The organism is Candidatus Eisenbacteria bacterium (genome assembly GCA_005893275.1).
Classification (GTDB): domain Bacteria; phylum Eisenbacteria; class RBG-16-71-46; order SZUA-252; family SZUA-252; genus WS-7.
Window position 1 is genome coordinate 34,849 of the sequence record VBOW01000023.1, and the last position, 19,633, is coordinate 54,481.

Genomic DNA, 19,633 nt, shown 5'->3' on the forward strand with positions numbered 1-19,633 from the left:
GCTGGTAAGCGGTGAGTAGTTACGGCTTCGCGGGTAGGGCGAACCCCTGCGAGCCGGAGTAAGGCGGATCGATGGGCCATCAGCAAGGCTTCCCCTGATGGCCCTTCGATTTTGGGCGAAATGGGGGCGGGGGGCGACTGGTCAGCGGCAGGGAAGCTGTGATACCGTTGGCTCTCGTACCCTCGCCCTCGTTCCGTCCTTGGCGGAAAGGATCGCCTGCATGAGCAAGCGACCGATGTCCGAGATCGGCCGGATGCTCGAATGCGACGTGCCCCCAGTCATGCCGGTGCTCCCCCTCATGAGCACCGTCGTTTTCCCGCTTGGGGTTACCTCGATCCAGATCCGCCTCGAGCAGTCCAAAGCGCTTCTCCGCGACTACGCCGAGCCCGACGAGCTGATCGCGCTCGTGTACAGCCCAGCCAAGAGCGAGCGGGACCTTAAGCCCGAACAGCTAAGCAGGATAGGCCTCGCCGCCCGCGTGATCCGGATTCTGAACATGCCCAACGGCAACGTCCAGGTCACGCTCGAGGGGTTGCGACGCGTCGGCGTCGAGGAGATCCTCCGTGCCGAGCCCTACATCGAGGCCCGCGTCTCCTGTCCGGTCGAACCCACGGTAGACCCGGAGCGCGTGAACTCCCTCGCGACCCGCATCTTGCAGCTCCTCAAGACGATCTCGCAGCTCGACCATTCCTACCCCCCCGAGATGGACAACATCTTCAGCATGAACCTCGGGGATCCTGGCCTCTTTGCCGACACGGTGGCTTCGATCGTACGGCTTCCCGTCGAGGCCAAGCAGCGCGTGATCGAAACGCTGGATATAGGCGAGCGCCTGGTCCTGCTGGCCGAAGCCCTCGATAGCGAGGTGGCCCGGCTCAGCGTGGCCGAGGACGTCGTGCGCCGCGCGAGCGCCCAGGTCGAGAAGAATCAGAGGGAATTTTTCCTCCGCCAGCAGCTCGCCGAGATCCGCCGCCAGCTCGGGGAAGAGGATCCCCAGGAAATGCTCGTCCGGCAGATCCTGGACCGCGCGGATACCTTGGGCCTGCCCCAGCACGTCCGCTCGGTCGTGTACGAAGAGACCAACCGGCTTCGCTACCTGGCGCCCACTTCACAGGAGTCCGGCGTGATCCGCAACTACATCGAGTGGCTGCTCGCCCTGCCTTGGGGCAAGCCGGTGCGCCATCCGATCGATCTGGACGAGGTCACGAAAAGGCTCAACGCGGAGCACTTCGGTTTGGACAAGGTGAAGGAGCGGATTCTCGAGTACCTCGCTGTCCTCAAGCTCAAGAACGATCTCAGGGGTCCCATCCTCTGCTTCGCCGGCCCGCCCGGCACGGGCAAGACTTCGCTCGGGAGCTCCATCGCGCGCGCCATGGGGCGCGATTTCGTCAGGATAAGCGTGGGGGGCGTTCGCGACGAGGCGGAGATCCGCGGCCATCGCCGCACGTATATCGGCTCGCGGCCCGGGAAGATCATTCGAAGCCTGCGAGACGTTCACAGCTCCAATCCGGTGTTCATGATCGACGAGATCGACAAGCTCGGCCACGACTCTCAGGGGGATCCGGCCTCGGCGCTCCTCGAGGTGCTGGATCACGAGCAGAACGCGCATTTCGTGGACCATTACATCGAGATCCCGTTCGACCTCTCCGAGACGCTCTTCATCACCACGGCGAACGTGCTCGATTTCATTCCCGCGCCGCTGCTCGATCGGATGGAAGTGATCCAGATCCCCGGCTACATGGACGCGGAGAAGATCGAGATCGCAAGACGCCACCTGATCCCGCGGGCGGCCCGCGAGCACGGGCTCCTCGAAGGAGACATCACGTTCGACGACGCCGCGATCACGAAGATGATTCGCGAGTACTCGCGGGAGGCCGGCGTCCGGCAGCTCGAGCGCGCGATCGAAACCGTGTGCCGCAAGTGCGCGCGGCAAAGGACCACCGGATACACCGGGCAATGGAGCTTCGGCGAGGCGGACATCGAAAAGCTTCTGGGCCCTCCCTACGTGCTTCCCGAAATGGCGGAGGGACACGCCGAGGTCGGGGTCGCGACGGGGCTCGCCTGGACCACGACCGGCGGGGACCTTCTTCTCATCGAGGCGCTCAAGATGCGCGGCGCGGGGCGCGTCATCGTCACGGGGCAGCTCGGGGACGTCATGAAGGAATCGGTTCAGGCGGCGCACAGCTACGTCCGCGCCCGGGCGGAGCTTCTCGGGATCGACCCGGAGGTCTTCGATGATTTCGATCTTCACATCCACTTTCCCGAGGGCGCGGTCCCGAAAGACGGTCCCTCCGCCGGGATCACGATCGTGATGGCGATCGCCTCGGCGCTCGCCGAGGCCCCGATCCGAAACGACGTCGCGATGACGGGGGAAGTGACCCTCCGCGGGAAGGTGATCGCGGTGGGCGGCCTGAAGGAGAAGATCATGGCCGCGCACCGTGCCGGCATCAAGACCGTCGTGTTCCCCTCGGATAATCAGAAGGACGTTGTCGAGGTCCCCGAATCGGTGCGCTCGAGCATGACCCTGGTTCCGGTGAGCGCCGTCGATGAGGTCTTCCGCTACGCCTTCGTCGGGGTCGCGGAGCGAATCGCCGAGCTGGAGGCGCGCAAGGCCGCCGTCGATATCCGCCGGGCCCGGAAGCGGCGGGCGAAACGCGGAAACGCGCGCAGGAAAACCCGACGCCCCGAGCCAGCGCCGCGTCAGAAAGCAGCGCGGGAGCGCTCCCCCGGCGCTCCCAAGGGGAGACGGTAGCCCCACGGCTCGGCCCCTCACGGTTTCGCCTCTCCCCGCGAGTTGAGAATCGAGTCCGCCAGGCCCCACGCAGCGAGGATCAAGAGCGGCCACGTGATGTCGAAGAAGAGGCGCCTGTCGAAATACACGTAGGCGAGCGCGACCAGGATGAGAAGAAACCCGAGCACCCGATAGAGAACCCCCGGAAGGAGTCCTCCCGAGCCGAGCAGCCGGACCCCCTCCACGGCTACCTTCGAGCGCGCGAGGGAGGGGCGCCGGGTGAACCCGACGAAGTACATGGCCATTCCGGCGAGGATGCCGTGCGAGAGATCGGGGGACCACCGCATCGGGAATAAGGCGAAGGCGCCGCAGCCGATTCCTATCAGGGCGGCGAAAATGGGAATCCAGGAAGGTCGCATGGCGCTATCCCCGGAAAGCCTGGATCGCGCAGTAGAGAGCCGCGCCCAGGATCGCCGCGCCCGAGCCGACCGTAACGCAGCCTGGAAAGTTTCCCATCGAGTTGCAGGCGTCATCTACTCTCCGGAGAAGCATGTCGGCGAGGGGGATGAAACACACGCCGAACCTCGCCCAGTTGAAACGCTCCGGGGCGCGGACCGCCGTTCCAGCCGCGGAGAGCGCATAGAGGGCGCCTTCCTTGAGCCAGAGATTGTGCTCTCCGGAGTTGACTGGCTGAAAGCCCGCCTCGAGCAAGCTCGGATCACGCCGGCGGATCAGCTCGAAGCTCTGCACTTGAGCCTTGGAGCTCACCTCGAGGAGCGCGAAGTAGACGGCGCGGGTGAGATCGTCGCGATATTGATATGGAAGGATCGTGATCCGAACCCGCCGCCCATCCGCCATCGTTCCGAGCGCGCCCACGATGCCGGTCCGAAGAAGCTCGAGCCCGGGATCTGAAGCCCGGTCCGCGATCGCGCGCACCATGAGCGGGCTCTTCGCCGCCCGGGTCGTCGCCTCGCGAATCTCGTTCTCTCCCGCGATCCATCGTGCCTCCCGGAACTCGGAGAGCCTCGGCTCAGGAGAGGAGGCGGGATCGGTGAGGCGCCGCGGGTTTTGATTCGTGCATCCGGAGCTTCCGATGGCGAGCGCGGAGACGATGAGGAACATCTCGAGACGTTTCATATCGGCACCCCTCCTGGAATTTGCGCGGCCACGGCCGCGCCGTTGGGCGCCGAGGAGCGAGGGCACGCATGGAGCGGAGCACGATCCGTTCCAGGGAGAGCACCAACGCATGATTCCGTCGGGCGCGCGAACGGGCTGCCCTCGCGGTGATTGGAGCGGCTAGGGTGCGGGCGCGCCTGGAAGCGGGCGCCGGCCCGCGCGTCGAAGACCCGACGGCGTTAAGCCGGGAGCGAGGAGATCATTTCGCGCCGCCGATACCGATTCGCTGGCCCACGGCGATCTGCACCGACCCGTCGAGATCCTTCGGCGCCGCGGGCGTGAGGTGCTGCACGCGATCGAGGCGTCCTTCCACGGACACGGCATTCTCCCCGAGGCCCGCGACACGCAGCAAGGCGACTTGAAGCCGCGCCGAGTACCGGTCTTCTCTCAGGCCGTGGAGGTCGTAGGTCCGGGAGGACCCGGCGAGGAAGGGGGTGATGAGGAGGCGGCCCGGGACCGTTTCCCACCGCGCCTCGAAGGAACCCTGGAATGTCGTATCGGTGAGATGGAGATCGCCCGAATGGTTCTGCTCCAGCCCCAGCGCGAGGGTGCTCACGACGCGCCCCGGATGACGCCGGGTGGCCACGAGCGATCCCGAGATGATTCGCCGCCTGGTCCCGGCCCTCAACGCGTCCTTGAGGAAGGTGATGTCGAAGCGCGCGGTCGTCCGGCCTCCGAGCGGCTCGGCGGCCGTGTACTCCGTCGCGATCCTGTGCTCCGCGAAGTCGGTGTTCGCGCCCCGGTGCGTCACGCGGACGAGAGACGGGGTCACCCAGCTGTCCTCGCTAAGCACGAGCCTCCCGCCGAACGCCCCGCTCTGGACGCGCACGACCGGCTCGAGCCCGCTTCGCGCGGCGGGCTCTTCGGAGCGGAAGCTGCCGAAGAGGTCCCACCTCCAAATGCTGCGCTTCACCTGAGCGAATCCGCCGCGCCGGTCCGACAGCGCATACGGATTCAGCGCGGTCGCGAGCGCGGGCTGGAAGGAAAATGCCTGCGCGAGGGCATCGAATCCGGCGGCGGCGCCCGTGAGCTCCCCGCGCCACGCCGTGCGCGAGCGTCCCTCCTCGACCCCCCCGATCCTCCGGTGGCGCACCGTGGCCCCGTCGCCGACGATCGCCCAGGTCCCGGGAAGATCGACGCGGCCCATGCCGCCGTAGATGGCGCGGGTGCGCGTCCGCGTCTCGACCCCGCCCGGGGTCGGGTCCTCGTGCGTGTAGCCTCCGTAGAGCGTCGCCTGGAAACGGCCGCGCAGTAACGATCGCCGGAGCCGCGCGGCGTAAAGATCGGATTCCGCCTCGCGGACGGGGCCGCCGGAGGAGATCGGATGCGACGCGAGCGCCACGTAGCCGTCGAGGTCCCCGAGCGGAGAGGCGTGCCACGCCGCTTGGGCGCTCCTTCGAGGCACGGGGCTCATGAGGAGCGGGGTCTCGCCCGCGCCCGCCGGCGCGGCGTCGCTCCACTCGAGCGCCGCGTTCCGCGCCGCGTAGCGAAGCTTCATGTGCTGGGGGGTTCCCCGGCCGTTCCCGAGGTCGTCGAACCTGAGCCGCATCGATAGCTCCGCCTCGAGCCGGCCCGACGCGGAGAGATCGTATCCCGCGCTCCACGCCCCCCATCCCGTCGCCGAGCGATTCAGCTCGCGGAAGCTCGAGCGCCCTTCGGCGAGCCACGTCGCCGATCCCCTGAGCCGCCGCGGGGTTTCGGGCGGCGGTTGAGGGGTTCGCCACGACGGAGATTCGAGCCCGCGGGCGGGCGGAGCGCAGAGGAAGGAGACCGGGTTCGCGGCGAGGGGCTGCGGGGCCTCGACCTGGAATTGGAGCCGGTGTTCCCCGAGCCTCCGCGTGGGGAGCGGTCCCCGCATCGCGACCTCGACCGGGCGCCCCGCCTGCATGTAGCCCTCCTCGATCGAGACGAGATCCCCATCCATATAGAAGGCGGCGCGAAACGCGCCTGTGCCGTTCCCGGTCACCACGGCGCGTGGGAGGATCGTATCGCCCATGGCGAACACGGTGCCATGGACCGGCCACTCCAAGGTCGCCGAGCGGACGAGCAGGTCGGAGCCGATCGCCGGCAGCACGCTCGCTGGGTGGCACACGACGCTCGTCGGATCGGTGCGGAAGCATGCGTCCACGACGACCGAGGAGGATGTCTCGTCCGTACCGTAGAAGGTCAGCCGCACGCCCAGCACCCCCTGGGGGATGGTGCGCGCGACGGTCTCGGGCAGCGTGACGGGCGCGACGAGGTCCGCGACCCCGCTCCGTCGAAGGAAAACCGAGATCGGAATGGTGTACTCGTAGATCGGCGTGACGGAAGCATCGAGCGGCGTGGGCTCGGTATTGGTGACGGCGGCGGAGGGCAGGAGCTGCACGCGCGCCGACGTGAACGAGACGTCCGTGCCCGCCAGCTCGCGCACCGGGATCGGGACGGGCAAGGCGACATCCGGCGTCAGCGCGAGGTTCACGTCGCCGGCCTGCACCCGCTCCACGCGTGCCTGGGCCACGGTCGTGAAAGTATAGATCTCCGAATACCTTCCGGGCGGCGGTTCCTCGGTCCAGTTCGTGCCGGTCGTGTCCTGGACCAAGTTGAGCTTCATCGCGAAGAGGTGCCCGAAGGCGAGCGGCGAAAGCGGCGTGATGTAGAGCGTGTCTCCCAGCGTGGACCAGCGGTCTGGCAGGGTTGTAATGAGCCCGCCGCCGGAGCTCGGATCGAGATCCGCGACGGAGTAGGCGGCGTGCTTGCCGGTCGGCTGATCGAAGACGAATTGCAAGATGGCGTTGGACGGAACGCGCGGGGCTCCGTTCGGTGGGTAAGTGGCCACGACCCTCGGCTGGCCGAGGCACGTGCCTGCGAGAAACAGAAGCGCCGCGGGGATGCCGAACGCGGTACGGCATCCTAAACGCGAGCTCAAGAGGGAAAGCCTTTCACGGGGAGGGGATTGGGATTGCGGAGGGCGGCGGCGCAAACGTATCATGAGCCCTCTATGCTAACAAAATCGCGCGGCGCCGCAACGACTTCGAAGCGTTCCCCTTCAAGAGGAACACGAAACGGCACCGGGCCGAGGGCGGTCGCGGTCCTCGGCGCGACGGGGACGGTAGGGCAGCGCTTCATCCAGCTCCTCGAGAGCCATCCGTGGTTTTTCGTGGCGGAGGTCATGGCCTCGGATCAGAGCGCGGGGAAGACCTACGCCGAGGCCGTGGGGGAGCGCTGGAAGCTTTCCACCCGTATCCCGGAGCGTGTCGCGGGGCTCAAGGTGAGAGGGCCGGGCGAAAGGCTCCGCTCGCCGATTCTATTTTCGGCTCTCGATGCCTCGGTCGCGGGGGATCTGGAGGAGCGCTACGCGCGCCAGGGGCATCTCGTGTCCTCGAACTCGCGGAGCCACAGGCTCGACCCCTTGGTGCCGCTCGTCATCCCCGAGGTGAACCGCGACCACATCGAGCTCCTGGACAAGCAGAGGTACAACGGCGGCGGAATCCTCACGAATCCGAACTGCTCGGCGATCGTGCTCGTGATGGCGCTCGCGCCGCTGCACCGTGCCTTCGGCGTCGAGTCGGTGATCGTCACGACCTTTCAGGCTACGAGCGGCGCCGGCTACCCGGGCGTTCCGTCCCTCGACATTCTCGGAAACGTGATTCCGTTTATCGCGGGCGAGGAGCCCAAGATGGAAACCGAGACGAACAAGATCCTGGGGCGCATCGGCGCGCGAGGGATCGAATCGGCCGGGATCGCCGTGAGCGCCCAGTGCCATCGCGTGCCAGTTCTGGACGGGCACCTGGAGGCGGTGAGCGTGAAGCTCAAGCGGAGGGCCTCCTTGAAGCAGCTGCTCGGCGCGCTACGCGGATTCCGCCCGCTCGACCGGCTCCCGCTTCCTTCCGCGCCGGCGGAGCCGCTCTTCGTGCGCGATGAAGACGATCGCCCCCAGCCGCGCCTCGACGTGGACCGTGCGTCGGGAATGGGCGTCACGGTCGGGCGAATTCGCCCCTGCGCGGTCCTCGATTGGAAATTCGACGCCCTGGGCCACAACACCATCCGCGGCGCCGCGGGCGCCGCCATCCTGAACGCGGAGCTTCTCGCGCATGCGGGCAGAGTCTAGCGCCGCGCCCGTGAGCCTGACGCGCGACTTCATCCTCGTGCGCCACGGGGAGACCGACTGGAATCGCGAGCGGCGCGTGCAGGGCGTGAAGGGCGCGTCGATGAACGAGGCGGGGCACGAGCAAGCGAAGGCCCTGGCTCGCGTGTTGTGGGAGGTGCCGCTCCAGGCGGTCTATTCGAGCGCGCTCCCCAGGGCGGTCGAGACCGCCTCTTACGTCGCCGGTCCGCACCGGCTGAACGTCATCACGGACCCGAGGCTCAACGAAATCGATCACGGTGAGTGGGAAGGGCTCAGCGAATTGGAGCTGCCCGATATCGATCTCTACCGGAGGTGGCGCGAAGATCCCACATCGTGCGCGCTTCCGGGCGCGGAGCCTTTGGCCGCGGTTCACGAGCGCGCCGTGCAGGCGATGCGCGATATCGCAGCGCGACACCCGGCTTCCGACGGGCTCGTGGCGGTCGTCTCGCACCAGATCGTGCTGGCGCTCCTCAAGTGCCACATCCTCGATCGGCCGTGGAGCCAGATCCGCCGCCACGCGCTGGGCGTCGCGTCCTACGAGGTCCTGACGGCGGGAGAAGGTTTTGCGCCACGGCCCTGATCGCGGGGAACCTGGCGGCCCAGGGAGGGGTAAACGTAAGGCAATGACAGGGCTTCAGTTCCCGGTAAGATTTTGGCTGTTTCCGGCCTGCCTTCTCGTGGTGTTCGGCCCCGGGAGCGCCCGCGCGACCTCGTTCACCCAGATCACCGCGGACACGACGCGCGAGACCGATCCGGCGCCGTCGCCGGACGGCAAGTGGATCGCGTTCACGTCGGATCGAGGCGGCCACGGCGCGACCCAGATCTACCTCATGCCCGCGGAAGGGGGCGAGCCGCGCCAGCTCACCCATGAGCCCGACAGCGTTCGCACGGGCACGCCGAGCTGGGCGCCGGACGGCAAATCGCTCCTTTACGTTTCGACCCGGGGCAAGCGCTACAACGTCTATTCGATCCCGATCGATGGCGGTGAGCCGCGCCAGATGACCCATGCTCCCGGGAGCCACCGGTTCGCCAGCTATTCGGCGGACGGGAAGAAGATCGCTTTCTACTCCAACCGGGTTCGTCCGGGGGACCTCTTCGGCTTCAACATCTTCGTCATGGATTCCTCCGGCGAGGAGGAAACCGCGATGGCAGCGCAGGTGACGAACAGCATGGGCAACCCGGGGCATCCGACCTGGTCGCCCGACGGCAAATGGGTCGCGTTCGTCGCGAAGGAATACGACTCTCTGAGACAACATACGATGGAAGGCAACATCCTGTTCACGAGGTATCACCTCTACAAGGTGCGGGCCGAGGGCGGAAAGGGAATCCGCCTCACCCACGGCACGATCGGCGGGGAGCAGTTCGAGGACACCTGGCCGTCCTGGTCGCCGGACGGCAAGTGGATCGCCTTCGGAAGGGTGATCGGAGGGAAGCGGGACATCTGGGTCTTGGACGTGGAGACCAACAAGACATTCGCGCTGACGACCGCCGGGAACTGCATCAAGCCCACGTGGGGCTATGACTCCAAGTCGCTCTACTACGCCACGGTCACCGATAGTAACGAGGACCTCTGGGTCGCCCGAGACCTCACGCTGAAAGCTCCCGCTCCCGCGCGTAAGCCGGCGGCCAAGAAGTCGAGGGCCAAAGCCCCCCCGGCAGCGTCCAGCTCCACCACGGCAACCCACAGATAGCGGGGACGGGTTACGTCGCGCATCATCGTCGCGCTCCTGGGTGCGATCGTGATCGTCGGCGCCGCACCGGCCTCGGCGCCACGCGCCACGCGGTCGGCGCGCCCGTCGGCGGGCCGCCCGGGGCCCGTTCCCCAGGCATTGCTCGCCGGCGTAGGGCCGCTGGCTTGGAACGCTGCCGTCAGCCGCGACCGCGGAACCGGGTCCGGCGGCGCGGCTCCGCTCTGGCCCGCCGTGCGCGTGCTGGCCCCGCTCGGCACCGAGTCTCTGTACGTGTTCCCGGCGCGGGCCCCGGCGCCGATCCTTCTCGCGTCCTGGCCACGCCAGGATGTGATGACCCACTCCGTTCGAATCTTCCCCGGATACCGCTGGATCGTCCTCGAAGCGCCGGCAGCGGATTCGAGCGGGGTCGTGGGCGAAGGGCGTCTGGCGCGCTTCTTCACCGCGGATGGCACGCTCCGCTGGGAAACACGATCGAAGCTCGTGCCCGCCGCCCTGGGGAGGGACCTCGTGCTCGCGCCGCGTCCATCCCCGGACGACTCGATCCCGCCGCTCGTGAGAGTGATTCTACTTCCGAAAGGAGAGCCCCGAGCCTCCTGGCCGGCGGTCGCCGGCTGGGGATCGTCCTCGCCGCTCGAGAATTTCCTCGCCGCGAATACGATCGGAATGTTCGACTCAACGGGGATCAGGCAGGACGAGCTCAGGCTCTTGAACCTCGAGGGTACGATTCTCTGGGCGCGGAGCCTCGCGGCGGATCAGCGCGAGTTTGCGGTCAGCAACTTCGGAGACGTTTCGATCGCCAGGGAAAAGCAGCTCTTCGTTTTCGACCGCTCGGGGGGAGAAAAGCTCCGCGTCCCCCTGCCGCGAAACATCGTCGGCCGGACGGCGATCACCCCCGACGGGCGCTTCACCTTGGTCGCGGTGACCTCCCCCGTGGCCCGCCGCGCCGAGGGCGACCTGTGGGTCGGTCTCTACGAAACCTCACGAAGGGCGCCGGTCTGGACCCGGCGCGACCTCGCGGCTCAAGCCGGAAGGGGCGCGGACGCCCTCGAGCTCTCCCTCTCGGACGACGGCCAGCGCGCGTTGGTTCGCCTCTCGACCGGCCCGGTGCTCCTCTTGGGGAGCGATGGACGGCTTCTCGCGCGGTGGCCGCTGGAGCGCGCCTCCCGAGGGGAATACGACCCGGGTCTCGTGCCGCGGCGGACCTGGCTCTCCTCCGACGGCACGCTCGTCGCGCTCACCACGCCGGTGGCGCGATCCCTCGCGGACGCTCGCGGCTGGCTCTTTCGGGTACCCCGGTAGCGTCGGCTCCGCGGCGGGGCCGGTAGCGTCGGCTCCGCGGCAGGGCCGCTAGCGCACGACGAGGGTCCCCTTCATTCCCTTCTTGGCGTGGCCGTCGACGTGGCAGAAGAACTCGTACTCCCCCGGCTTCGCCGGGGTGAACCTGGCGTGCTTCGTTCGATGGAAGCTCAAGAACCCCGCGCCCCTGCTCACGGAAATCCCGGCGTCCCCGTCCATGCAGGTGAAATTGTGCGGCACGAAGAGGCTCTTGAAATGGAGGGTCAGCTCCACCGGCTTCCCCGATTCCACGATGATGCGGCTCGGTTTGAAATAGAAGGAGTGCACGTCGACCTCGACGACTTGAACCCCCTCCGCGTTGGTCCTCGCCGTCATCTCGCTCACCGAAAGCTTGCTTCCGGATGTGCCGCATCCGTTCAGGAGGGGGAACGAGAAGAGAACGAGGAGAGCCAGCCGTCGTGCGGGAAGGAATATGCAGGCCCTGCTCAGACCGGGATCGACTTGAACACGAGACACGCGTTGGTTCCTCCGAAGCCAAAGGAATTTGAAATGACGGTTCGTATCGAGATCGAGCGGCCCACCCGCGGAACATAGTCGAGATCGCACTCGGGGTCCGGATGATCGAGGTTGGCGGTCGCGGGGACGAACCCTTCCGACACCGTCAGCGACGCGATCGCCGCTTCCATCGCCCCGGAAGCCCCGAGCGCGTGCGCGTGGAGCCCCTTGGTGCCGCTCACCGGTACGCGCCGCGCCCTGTCGCCGAGGACTTCCTTGATCGCGAGCGTTTCGATGCGGTCGTTCAGCACCGTGGAAGATCCGTGCGCATTCACCGCCTCGATCTCCCCCGGCAAGAGGCCGGCATCCCGGATCGCGATCCGCATCGCGCGCGCGGCGTCCCGCCCCTGCGGCTGCGGCGCGGTCATGTGGAAGGCGTCGTTGGTGGTCGCGAACCCGACGAGCTCGGCATAGATACGGGCGTCGCGTTTCAGGGCGTGCGCCAGATCTTCGAGGATCAGGATCGCGGCGCCTTCCGCCATCACGAATCCATCCCGCCGGGCGTCGAAGGGGCGTGAGGCGCGGGCGGGCTCGTCGTTGGCGGTCGACATCGCCTTGATCACGGTGAACGCCGCGAAGGTGAGCGGCGCGAGCGGCGCCTCGACCCCGCCGGCGATCATCGCCGTGGCCTGACCGTCGCGAATCATCCGGAAGGCTTCTCCGATCGCGATCGCCCCGGAGGCGCAGGAGTTGGAATTCCCGAGCACCGGGCCCCTCGCGCCGAAGGCGATCGCGACGTTGCACGCCCCGGCCCCCGCGAAAACCCGGATCGCGAGACTCGCGGGGACGGAGCGGAGGCCCGATTCGAGAAACGCCGCGTGGTCCGCTTCCGCGCTCGGGACGCCGCCGAGCGCCGAGCCGATCGTGACGCCCAGATCGGTTTCCGGCACCGCGTGGAGCCCCTCGCCGATCGCGAGGCCGGCGTCTTCGAGGGCCATCTGCGCCGCGGCGATCGAAAGGTGGCCGAAGCGGTCCATGCGGCCCGCGCGCTTGGGACTGAAGAAAGCGGCCGGATCGAAGGCCTGGATCTCTCCCGCGATCCGGGTCCGCAGAGCGGACGCATCGAACCGTGTCAGGGGCCCGACGCCGCGCCGGCCTGTGCGAACCCCTTCCCAGAACTCCCGGCGCCCGGTCCCGATCGGCGTGATGGCGCCGATCCCGGTCAGCGCGACGCGGCGCTTGATCGTTGGGGCAATCACGACGCGGCGCTCCCGATCGATCCCCTCGCGCGCTCTTCGGCGAGGGCCCGGAAGCAGCGGAGCGTTTTCTCCACGATGGGCTCGATGAACCCGCGCGCGATGACCCGCTCGGCGAACCAGCGGCCCACGACGGGAACCTTGAAGTCGAGATCGTGGTCCACCCGGGCGCGCGTGCCTCCCCGTTCGTCCGTGAAGCTCCAGAGCACCTCCATGCCCCGCGTGATTCCGCGGACGTGCCGAAAACGGATCGTGCGCGTCTCGGGATCGGCCGTCTGGAGGGCCTCCCAGAAAACCGGGATGGGTCCGCGGCGGGCGCTCATCGCGGCGTGCGTCGTTCCTTCGCGGCGGCTCAAAATACGTACGTAGCGATAGTGGGGCAGGAAGCTCTTCCAGCGGCCGAGGTCCGAGACGAGATCGAACAGGTCTCGCGAGGGCGCCTCGATCCAGATGGAGGTCTCCGAATGCACGGTCTCAACGTGGCTTCGGTGAGGAAACGTGGCGCTTCATCCGGCTCGCGACTTGATCGACCTTGACCCCGAGATCCTTCGCGATGTCGAGCCACCCGTTCCCGGCGGCCCGCATCGCGACCACGTCGGCTGGCGCCTTCCCCTTCCTGCTCGCCTTGGCGAAGCCGTAGGCCATCGCAAGCTCGCCGTATCCCAGGCCCCACGTCTCATGCTGGTATCTCAGGGAATCCTCGCTCGCGCCGAGCTGGGCGCTCAAGCGCGTCAATACGGCCGCCTCTCCCTCGGGGGTCTTGGCTTCCGCGTCGATTCTCGCCACCGTCCGCTGGATGCGGTGGAGCGCGGACTCCGGAGTGCTCTTGGTCCCCGCCGTCGCGGCGGATTTTCCAGCCACGGCACGCGCCGGAACGAGGGTCCCCGCCAGGAGGCATGCGGTCAGGGACGCGAGAGATATTCGTAGGGCTGCCTGAATGGGGCGAAGGGCCATGGCTCGATCCTCCCTGGATTCAACCCGAGCGCTGGGCGACGCGTCAGCGCAGGATAGCGATCCTCTGCGTTTCGATGCCGTCCGGCGTCTCGATGCGAAAGAAATAAACGCCGCTACCTACCGGAACACCGCGGTCGTCTTGGCCGTTCCATCGCACGACCCGCTCGCCGGCCGGGTATCTTCCCTCCTCGATCGTGCGCACCAGCCGCCCGTGCACGTCGAAGAGCCGGACGCGCACGTCTCCCGGACGCGAGGTTCTGAGCGCAAGCCCGGCACCGCGCGGCGACGGATTCTTCGTCGTGAGGCGCGCCCCCGGTCCCTGCGCCGCCCCGAGCGCGACCTTGAGGGATGGCCCCGAGGCCGCCAGCAGGACCGCTTTGTCGATTTGCAGGAGACCCGATCCGTAGACCGGATCGTGGGAGCCCGAGGTCCCGAACTGGTTCACGGCCGTCGCGCTGAGCGCCTCCTCGATCGAGCTCTGCTTTTTCATCCCGAGCGACATGAGGAGCGCCACGGCGCCCGAGACGTGGGGCGCCGCCGCCGAGGTTCCGAAGAAGGGGAACACGCCGAAGGAGTCCGGATTCGCGAGCGATCCCGAAGATCGAAACGGCTTGATGCCCAGATTGAAGACGGCGTCCTGGACGTGGTCCTCGTTCAAGTCGGTGAAGTCGCCCCCGGGAGCCACGCAAGACAACCCCTTCCCGAACGAGGAATACGAGGCGATTCGGTTGTCCTCTCCGGTCGCGCCCACCGAGATGACCCCGGGATATCCTGCCGGCAAGCTCACCTCGGGGTAGGCGAAATTTCCGGCCGCGGCAACGAGGATCACCCCGCGCCGTTGCGCGTAGTGGACCGCGTCCTTTAGCGGATGAAACATGTGCGCCAGGACATTCGGCGTGGCGCCCCTGTCGCGAAGCAGCCCCAGCGGGGGAAACCCCAGGCTCAGGTTCGCGATATCGGCGCCCTGGTCGGCCGCGTAACGAATTCCCAGGACGATATTCGCCAGCGTGCCCTTGGTCTCGAAATCGAGCACCTTGATCGGCAGGATGGTGACCCCGAACGCGATCCCGGCGCTGCCTGCGATATTGTTGGCCTGCCCGGCGGCAATCGTTGCGGTCATCGTGCCGTGGCCGTTGTCGTCGTTCGGGTGCACGTCGTCATTGACGAAATCGTGCCCGGGCAGGAAGGGGCCGGGCAGCTCCGGCGACCGGCGGTACATCGTCACCCCCGGCTTCACGTTGGGAAGCTCGTAGGGCGGGATCGGGTAATCCTCGAAGGCCACGCCGGTGTCGATCATCGCGAGGATGACCTTGGGATCTCCGGTCACAATGTCCCACGCGTCGTACGCATCGACGCTGCGCAGGTTCCAGGCCAGATCGAATTTCCCGATGACCGAATCGTTTGGGACGAAAAACCCCTGCGCGTACACGTTGGGCGCCGCGTATTCCACGTCCGGGAGAGCGCTCCAGCCATCGATCGCGTCGGACACCGACGATCCCGGCGGAAGCTCGACCTCGATCAGTCCATCGGGTGTCAGCATGCGCCGCGCGGTGGCTCCCTTCTTGCGGATCGCTTCCATCGCGCCGGTGGTGCCGACGCCCTCCTTGAATTTCACCAGCAGCTCGTTGGGGACGTAGCCGGGCTCACGCCATTGGAACTCGGTTTCGGAGGGGATGACGTTCGTATGGGCGCGGGCGGCCGGCGAGAGCAGGGGGACCGCGAGAAGAGTCAGCGCAAGAGCCGCCGCGCGGAAAAGGCGGGGCCCGGATGAGCTGGACGGAAGAGCCGGGATCACAGAACCCCCATTGAGAGTGCGGAGCCCGAACTGGGGACCGCCGGCGAGGAGAAGCGCCAGTCCAGGAAAGGGGGGAGGCGCGGATCGGCTCGCTTCCTACTCTATATGGTACCACAGCGTGGCTGCCCGCACCGCCGGTCAGTCGAGACGAATCCGGGGTCCCCCGGGCTCGAAGAAGAGCGCGCGGGCTGGGTCGACGGCGAGCCCCACGATTTCGCCGGGGGCCGGAAGGGCCCCGTGGGGCTCGGCCTTGAGGACGTGGCGCCCCGCTTCGGTTTGCAAATGGATCAAGGTGTCCCCGCCGAGGCGCTCCACGCGCTCGACCGTGCCGCTGGCCCCCGAATCGGAGGCCTTCGCGAGGGCCGCGGCCTCCGGACGAAAGCCCAGGATCACGCGGCCCGCGCGCGCCCCCTTCGCGGCGAGCGTGAAGGAGAGGCCCCGGGAGCGAAACGCGACCCGTCCGCCGTCCGCCGCGAGCTCTCCTTGGATAAGGTTGATCGCGGGATCTCCCACGAACCGGGCGACGAAGAGGTCGCACGGGTCGCGATAGATCGCGTCTGGGGTTCCGATCTGGCGGACGCGCCCGCGCTCGAACACCGCGACCCGATTCCCGAGGGAGAGCGCCTCTTTTTGATCGTGCGTGACGAAGATCGAAGTCGTGCGCGTCAGGCGATGAAGGCGCGCCAGCTCCTCGCGCAGCTCCTGCCTCAGCTGGGCGTCGAGGCTCGAGAGGGGCTCATCGAAGAGAAAGATCCGCGGCCTCCGGACGAGCGCACGGCCGAGCGCCACCCGCTGGCGCTCGCCGCCCGATAGCTCCCGCGGGCGTTTGTGAAGATGCTCCGCGAGCCCCAGGGTCACCGCCGCCTCGCGAACGCGCTGATCGGTCTCGCCCGCGGGAGTCTTCCGCGCGAGAAGCCCGAAGCCCATGTTCTCGCGGACGCTCATGTGCGGATAGAGCGCGAGCCCCTGAAACACCATCGCGACGTCGCGGTCCTTGGGCTCGAGGGTGGTGACCTCGTGGCCATCCATGTGGATCGTTCCCGAGGTCGGCGATTCGAGCCCCGCGACGAGGCGGAGGAGCGAGGATTTCCCGCAGCCGGACGGCCCGAGAACGGCCAGGAACTCGCCGTCCGCGATCTCGAGGTCGACTTTGTCGAGCGCGCGGGTGCCGTTGGGGTAGGTGAGCGAGAGGTTCTTTAACGAGAGGGAAGCCATACGGGCGAAACGTACCACGAACCCGCCGGCCGCCGGTATCCGACCCGGCGGCGCCGGGGCTCCATGCGGATCAGGTCAATTCGTCTTCCGCCGCGGCGCCGGGGCCTATCGATCATACAAACGACCTTTCTGATAGTGTCGGTGAGCCTCGAACAACGCCCTCTCGATGTCTCGCGCCTTGACGCCGTGCTTTTTGGCGAAGGATCGAACGATCGACAGAAACTCGTTCCAATGGTCGTAGGTAAACCCGACCCCGTTGGGTTTTCTGGTTACCGCTCCGACCCCGTGAAGCAGCTGCCAGACGCGGATGTCGATGACGCCATACCTTCGTGGATAGAGGAGCGTGAGGATCGCGGACGCCATGGGAACCGAGACGCCCCTGAGGCTGAGGAGAGCCTGAAGGCGGATCCTCTCGCTGCGTGTGCGGAGGGCCATTTTCGTGGCTCGTCGCACCCGAGCGGGACTGTTCGCCGCCATCTGCCCGATGGCTCTTGCGGATTTCCATCTGCCGATCGCGCGAAGCTCGGTCCTCGTGAGATGGCCCCGGGCACGCGCGCTCCTGAGGCGGCGAATCAGAGCGCTCGTGGACTCCTCCTCGGTCGTCGAGAGATGTTGTCGAATCAGCGACTCGAGACTCGCGAAGGAGAGATCTTCGAGCGGCATCTCTATGCGCCATCCTGTTAGGCGGGTTCTTTCGCGTATCGATCCGCGCCGAGGAAGTGAAGCGAGACATAAGGCGAGGCGCCGACCACCCAGGAATCGTGTGGGATGGGCGGGATGTGGAAAAGCTCACCCGTGTGCAATTCGATGACCCGGCCATCGTCAAAGGCCGCCGTCGCGGTTCCGGCGAGGACCAGGCCCACATGCTCGATCGTGCATCGCTTCGCTCCGAGGGCCGGCCCGACGTGTTGGGACCAGCGCCACCCGGGCTCGTAGGTCGCCCGTCCGATCGTGAGCCCTCCGATGTGGACCAGCTCGAATCGGCCCTTCACCATGTGGCGGATTTCATCGGGGGTCTCGAACCGCTTCAAGATGACGTCGATGGTTCCCACGCATACCCCTCCGGGCGCCCGATGAGTCTGCCACGAACCGCTCCGCTCGGACGAAATACCTTCTCGCGCCGTCAATACAGCCCCATCCCCCCGAGGATCTTCGTCGTGATCGCGCGCGCGACCCACCCTGGAGGGCGATCATCCGCGGCCGGGGGGCGATCCGCGTAGTTGGTCACGAAAACGTAGTCGCGGTCTCCTCGGGCGACGTGTCCGACGAACCACCCCATGCCGCCGATCGGTCGGCCGTCCCGCCCGCGGATCGCGCCCGAGCCGGTCTTGCCGTGGAGCGTCCACCCCGAAGGAGACGTTGCGACGAACGTGATCTTCTTCGTCATGTCATATGCATGCTTCGACACCGGAGATCTTCACGCCAGAACCGCTCCCAGAAGCGCAGCTGCTCGTCGGGCGAGATCAAGAGGGACGACTGGAGCCAGGCCTTCGTCAAGCCTCCCGACATGTCCTCGTTGCCGTAGTGGAAGCGCGAGAGATAGCCCTTCACCCTCTGCATTCCGAGCTGGGGCGTGAGACGCTGGGAGAACCACACGACCGAATTCTTGATCCAGCTCGCGGCGGTCTGATCGCGATTCCACTCCTCGCGGGCCGTCCGGGTGCCGTCCCACTTCATCACCGAGCTCTCGTCCCCCAGGATGCCCGCGTCAAAAGCCATGAGCGCGAGCGGCACCTTGAAGGTCGAGCACGGCGAGATTCGCTTGGCGCAGCGACCGGGATTGAGGCGCACGAGGAGCTTGTTCGCTTTGAGGTCGTAGAGCTCGAAACAGCCGTCGCGCCCCGCGAACGCTCGCGCGAAGTTCGCCTTTGCGTGGGCCGTCGATGGGAGGAGGAGCGCGATGACGACCGCCATAATGCGCATGCGGAGCCTCCCAGGATTGTCAGCGCCTTCCGAACTTGAGGTGCGTCACCTTGGGCGCGGCGACGGTCCGTTCGAGCTCGAGCCCATGCAGATTGTCGCCGAGGCCATCGAACAGCCGCTCCCCGCTGCCGAGGAGGTTCGGTACGAGGTTGATCTCCATCTCGTCCACGAGGCCGGCCGCGAGGTACTGTTGCGCGGCCTTCGCTCCGCCGGCCAAGGACACATCCTTGCCGACGGCGGCCCGCCGCGCTTGCTCGAGCGCCGCTTCGATGCCGCCGGTGACGAACGTGAAGGTCGTTCCGCCTTCGAGCGTGAGCGGAGCGCGTGGGTGGTGCGTGAGCACGAACACGGGGTGATGGAACGGCGGATTGGCTCCCCACCAACCGCCCCAGGGCTTCTTGGCATCCCAAGGACCTGGGTGGCCACCGAACATGTTGCGTCCCATGATCGTCGCTCCGACGTTGGCAAGCGACTCCTCCACGACCGGCGTGCTCTCGTTGATCTCTCCGCCCTGGAGCCCGTGCATCCGTCTCCAGACCGCGAGCGGAATTACCCACTCGTGCAGGCGCGTTCCGCCGATCCCGAGCGGGTTGTCCACGCTCTGGTTGGGCCCGGCAACGAAGCCGTCGAGCGACATCGAAATCGTGAAGCGCAGCTTGGGCACGGCACTACACCTCGGCCAGGTACATACGAACCGGTCTCACCGCTTCCGACTCGGCGGAACCCACGTTGACGGCGCTTCGGGCCAGGCTACGTCGGGGCTGACCGGGTCGGCCTGGTCCGGGCCAAGCCGCGCGCCCTCGATGTCGGCAACGATGAAGTTCTCGGGCGGCACGGGAGCGCCCGCGAGACGTCGCAGCATCGCAAGCTGGCCCACATGGGTCATCGCATCGGAGAGCGGTCCTTGGAGTAGCCGTTCCACCGTCATGCCCTCCCGTAGCTCGGCGCCGGCCTCGATGTTACCCGCAAGATGGTGCAACATGTCGTGAAACCGAACGA

General features: G+C 67.2%; 20 protein-coding genes. 5 read left to right on the top strand and 15 right to left on the bottom strand.

The window, feature by feature from the left end; all coding sequences use genetic code 11:
* The first annotated feature begins 97 nt into the window (after positions 1 to 97).
* The gene (lon, locus tag E6K76_05360; GenBank protein TMQ59275.1) at positions 98 to 2,749 is read left to right on the top strand and encodes an endopeptidase La; all 2,652 of its coding nucleotides are present in this window, start codon (positions 98 to 100) and stop codon (positions 2,747 to 2,749) included.
* Positions 2,750 to 2,766: 17 nt separating this feature from the next.
* On the opposite strand, the gene E6K76_05365 is transcribed toward lon, so the two are convergent.
* The 3 genes from E6K76_05365 to E6K76_05375 form a co-directional block, all read right to left on the bottom strand.
* Positions 2,767 to 3,147, bottom strand: coding sequence for a hypothetical protein (locus E6K76_05365; GenBank protein ID TMQ59276.1), 381 nt, complete (start codon positions 3,145 to 3,147; stop codon positions 2,767 to 2,769).
* A gap of 4 nt (positions 3,148 to 3,151) precedes the next feature.
* Positions 3,152 to 3,865 (bottom strand): hypothetical protein, encoded by a 714-nt coding sequence (locus E6K76_05370; protein TMQ59277.1) that lies wholly within the window; start codon positions 3,863 to 3,865, stop codon positions 3,152 to 3,154.
* Positions 3,866 to 4,103: 238 nt separating this feature from the next.
* Positions 4,104 to 6,809: a hypothetical protein gene (locus E6K76_05375; GenBank protein ID TMQ59278.1), complete on the bottom strand. Its 2,706-nt coding sequence runs from the start codon at positions 6,807 to 6,809 to the stop codon at positions 4,104 to 4,106.
* 72 nt (positions 6,810 to 6,881) lie between these two features.
* Between E6K76_05375 and asd the strand changes: the two genes are divergently transcribed.
* The 4 genes from asd to E6K76_05395 are packed head-to-tail and all read left to right on the top strand — an operon-like array spanning position 6,882 to position 10,999.
* Positions 6,882 to 7,991 (top strand): aspartate-semialdehyde dehydrogenase, encoded by a 1,110-nt coding sequence (gene asd / locus E6K76_05380; GenBank protein ID TMQ59279.1) that lies wholly within the window; start codon positions 6,882 to 6,884, stop codon positions 7,989 to 7,991.
* Complete coding sequence (locus tag E6K76_05385) at positions 7,975 to 8,589, top strand: histidine phosphatase family protein (GenBank protein ID TMQ59280.1); 615 nt, start codon at positions 7,975 to 7,977, stop codon at positions 8,587 to 8,589. The genes asd and E6K76_05385 overlap by 17 nt, the downstream gene beginning before the upstream one ends.
* 43 nt (positions 8,590 to 8,632) lie before the next feature.
* Positions 8,633 to 9,700: a hypothetical protein gene (locus tag E6K76_05390; protein TMQ59281.1), complete on the top strand. Its 1,068-nt coding sequence runs from the start codon at positions 8,633 to 8,635 to the stop codon at positions 9,698 to 9,700.
* 48 nt (positions 9,701 to 9,748) lie between these two features.
* Positions 9,749 to 10,999 (top strand): hypothetical protein, encoded by a 1,251-nt coding sequence (locus E6K76_05395; GenBank protein TMQ59282.1) that lies wholly within the window; start codon positions 9,749 to 9,751, stop codon positions 10,997 to 10,999.
* A 48-nt stretch (positions 11,000 to 11,047) separates the two neighbouring features.
* Here E6K76_05395 and E6K76_05400 read toward each other — a convergent pair whose 3' ends face one another.
* From E6K76_05400 to E6K76_05455, 12 genes are all read right to left on the bottom strand, one after another.
* Positions 11,048 to 11,512, bottom strand: coding sequence for a hypothetical protein (locus E6K76_05400; GenBank protein TMQ59283.1), 465 nt, complete (start codon positions 11,510 to 11,512; stop codon positions 11,048 to 11,050).
* Complete coding sequence (locus E6K76_05405; protein ID TMQ59294.1) at positions 11,482 to 12,735, bottom strand: beta-ketoacyl-[acyl-carrier-protein] synthase II; 1,254 nt, start codon at positions 12,733 to 12,735, stop codon at positions 11,482 to 11,484. Before E6K76_05405 ends, E6K76_05400 begins: the two co-directional genes overlap by 31 nt.
* Before the next feature lie 11 nt (positions 12,736 to 12,746).
* Positions 12,747 to 13,217: a hypothetical protein gene (locus tag E6K76_05410; GenBank protein ID TMQ59284.1), complete on the bottom strand. Its 471-nt coding sequence runs from the start codon at positions 13,215 to 13,217 to the stop codon at positions 12,747 to 12,749.
* A gap of 4 nt (positions 13,218 to 13,221) precedes the next feature.
* A complete protein-coding gene (locus E6K76_05415) occupies positions 13,222 to 13,701 on the bottom strand; it encodes a hypothetical protein (protein ID TMQ59285.1) in 480 nt (159 codons plus the stop codon).
* A gap of 43 nt (positions 13,702 to 13,744) precedes the next feature.
* The gene (locus tag E6K76_05420) at positions 13,745 to 15,496 is read right to left on the bottom strand and encodes a T9SS type A sorting domain-containing protein (GenBank protein ID TMQ59286.1); all 1,752 of its coding nucleotides are present in this window, start codon (positions 15,494 to 15,496) and stop codon (positions 13,745 to 13,747) included.
* Positions 15,497 to 15,634: 138 nt separating this feature from the next.
* Entirely contained in the window at positions 15,635 to 16,711 is a 1,077-nt protein-coding gene (locus tag E6K76_05425) for an ABC transporter ATP-binding protein (GenBank protein ID TMQ59295.1), read from the bottom strand.
* Positions 16,712 to 16,816: 105 nt separating this feature from the next.
* Positions 16,817 to 17,374 carry a hypothetical protein gene (locus tag E6K76_05430; protein ID TMQ59287.1) on the bottom strand — a complete coding sequence of 186 codons (558 nt, stop codon included), beginning with the start codon at positions 17,372 to 17,374 and terminating at the stop codon, positions 16,817 to 16,819.
* A gap of 17 nt (positions 17,375 to 17,391) precedes the next feature.
* Positions 17,392 to 17,706: a cupin gene (locus E6K76_05435; GenBank protein TMQ59296.1), complete on the bottom strand. Its 315-nt coding sequence runs from the start codon at positions 17,704 to 17,706 to the stop codon at positions 17,392 to 17,394.
* 128 nt (positions 17,707 to 17,834) lie between these two features.
* Positions 17,835 to 18,098, bottom strand: coding sequence for a hypothetical protein (locus E6K76_05440; GenBank protein ID TMQ59288.1), 264 nt, complete (start codon positions 18,096 to 18,098; stop codon positions 17,835 to 17,837).
* Positions 18,095 to 18,634: a class D beta-lactamase gene (locus E6K76_05445; GenBank protein TMQ59289.1), complete on the bottom strand. Its 540-nt coding sequence runs from the start codon at positions 18,632 to 18,634 to the stop codon at positions 18,095 to 18,097. Before E6K76_05445 ends, E6K76_05440 begins: the two co-directional genes overlap by 4 nt.
* A 19-nt stretch (positions 18,635 to 18,653) precedes the next feature.
* Complete coding sequence (locus E6K76_05450) at positions 18,654 to 19,298, bottom strand: dihydrofolate reductase (protein ID TMQ59290.1); 645 nt, start codon at positions 19,296 to 19,298, stop codon at positions 18,654 to 18,656.
* 36 nt (positions 19,299 to 19,334) lie between these two features.
* Positions 19,335 to 19,556 carry a hypothetical protein gene (locus tag E6K76_05455; protein TMQ59291.1) on the bottom strand — a complete coding sequence of 74 codons (222 nt, stop codon included), beginning with the start codon at positions 19,554 to 19,556 and terminating at the stop codon, positions 19,335 to 19,337.
* Positions 19,557 to 19,633: the final 77 nt, after the last annotated feature.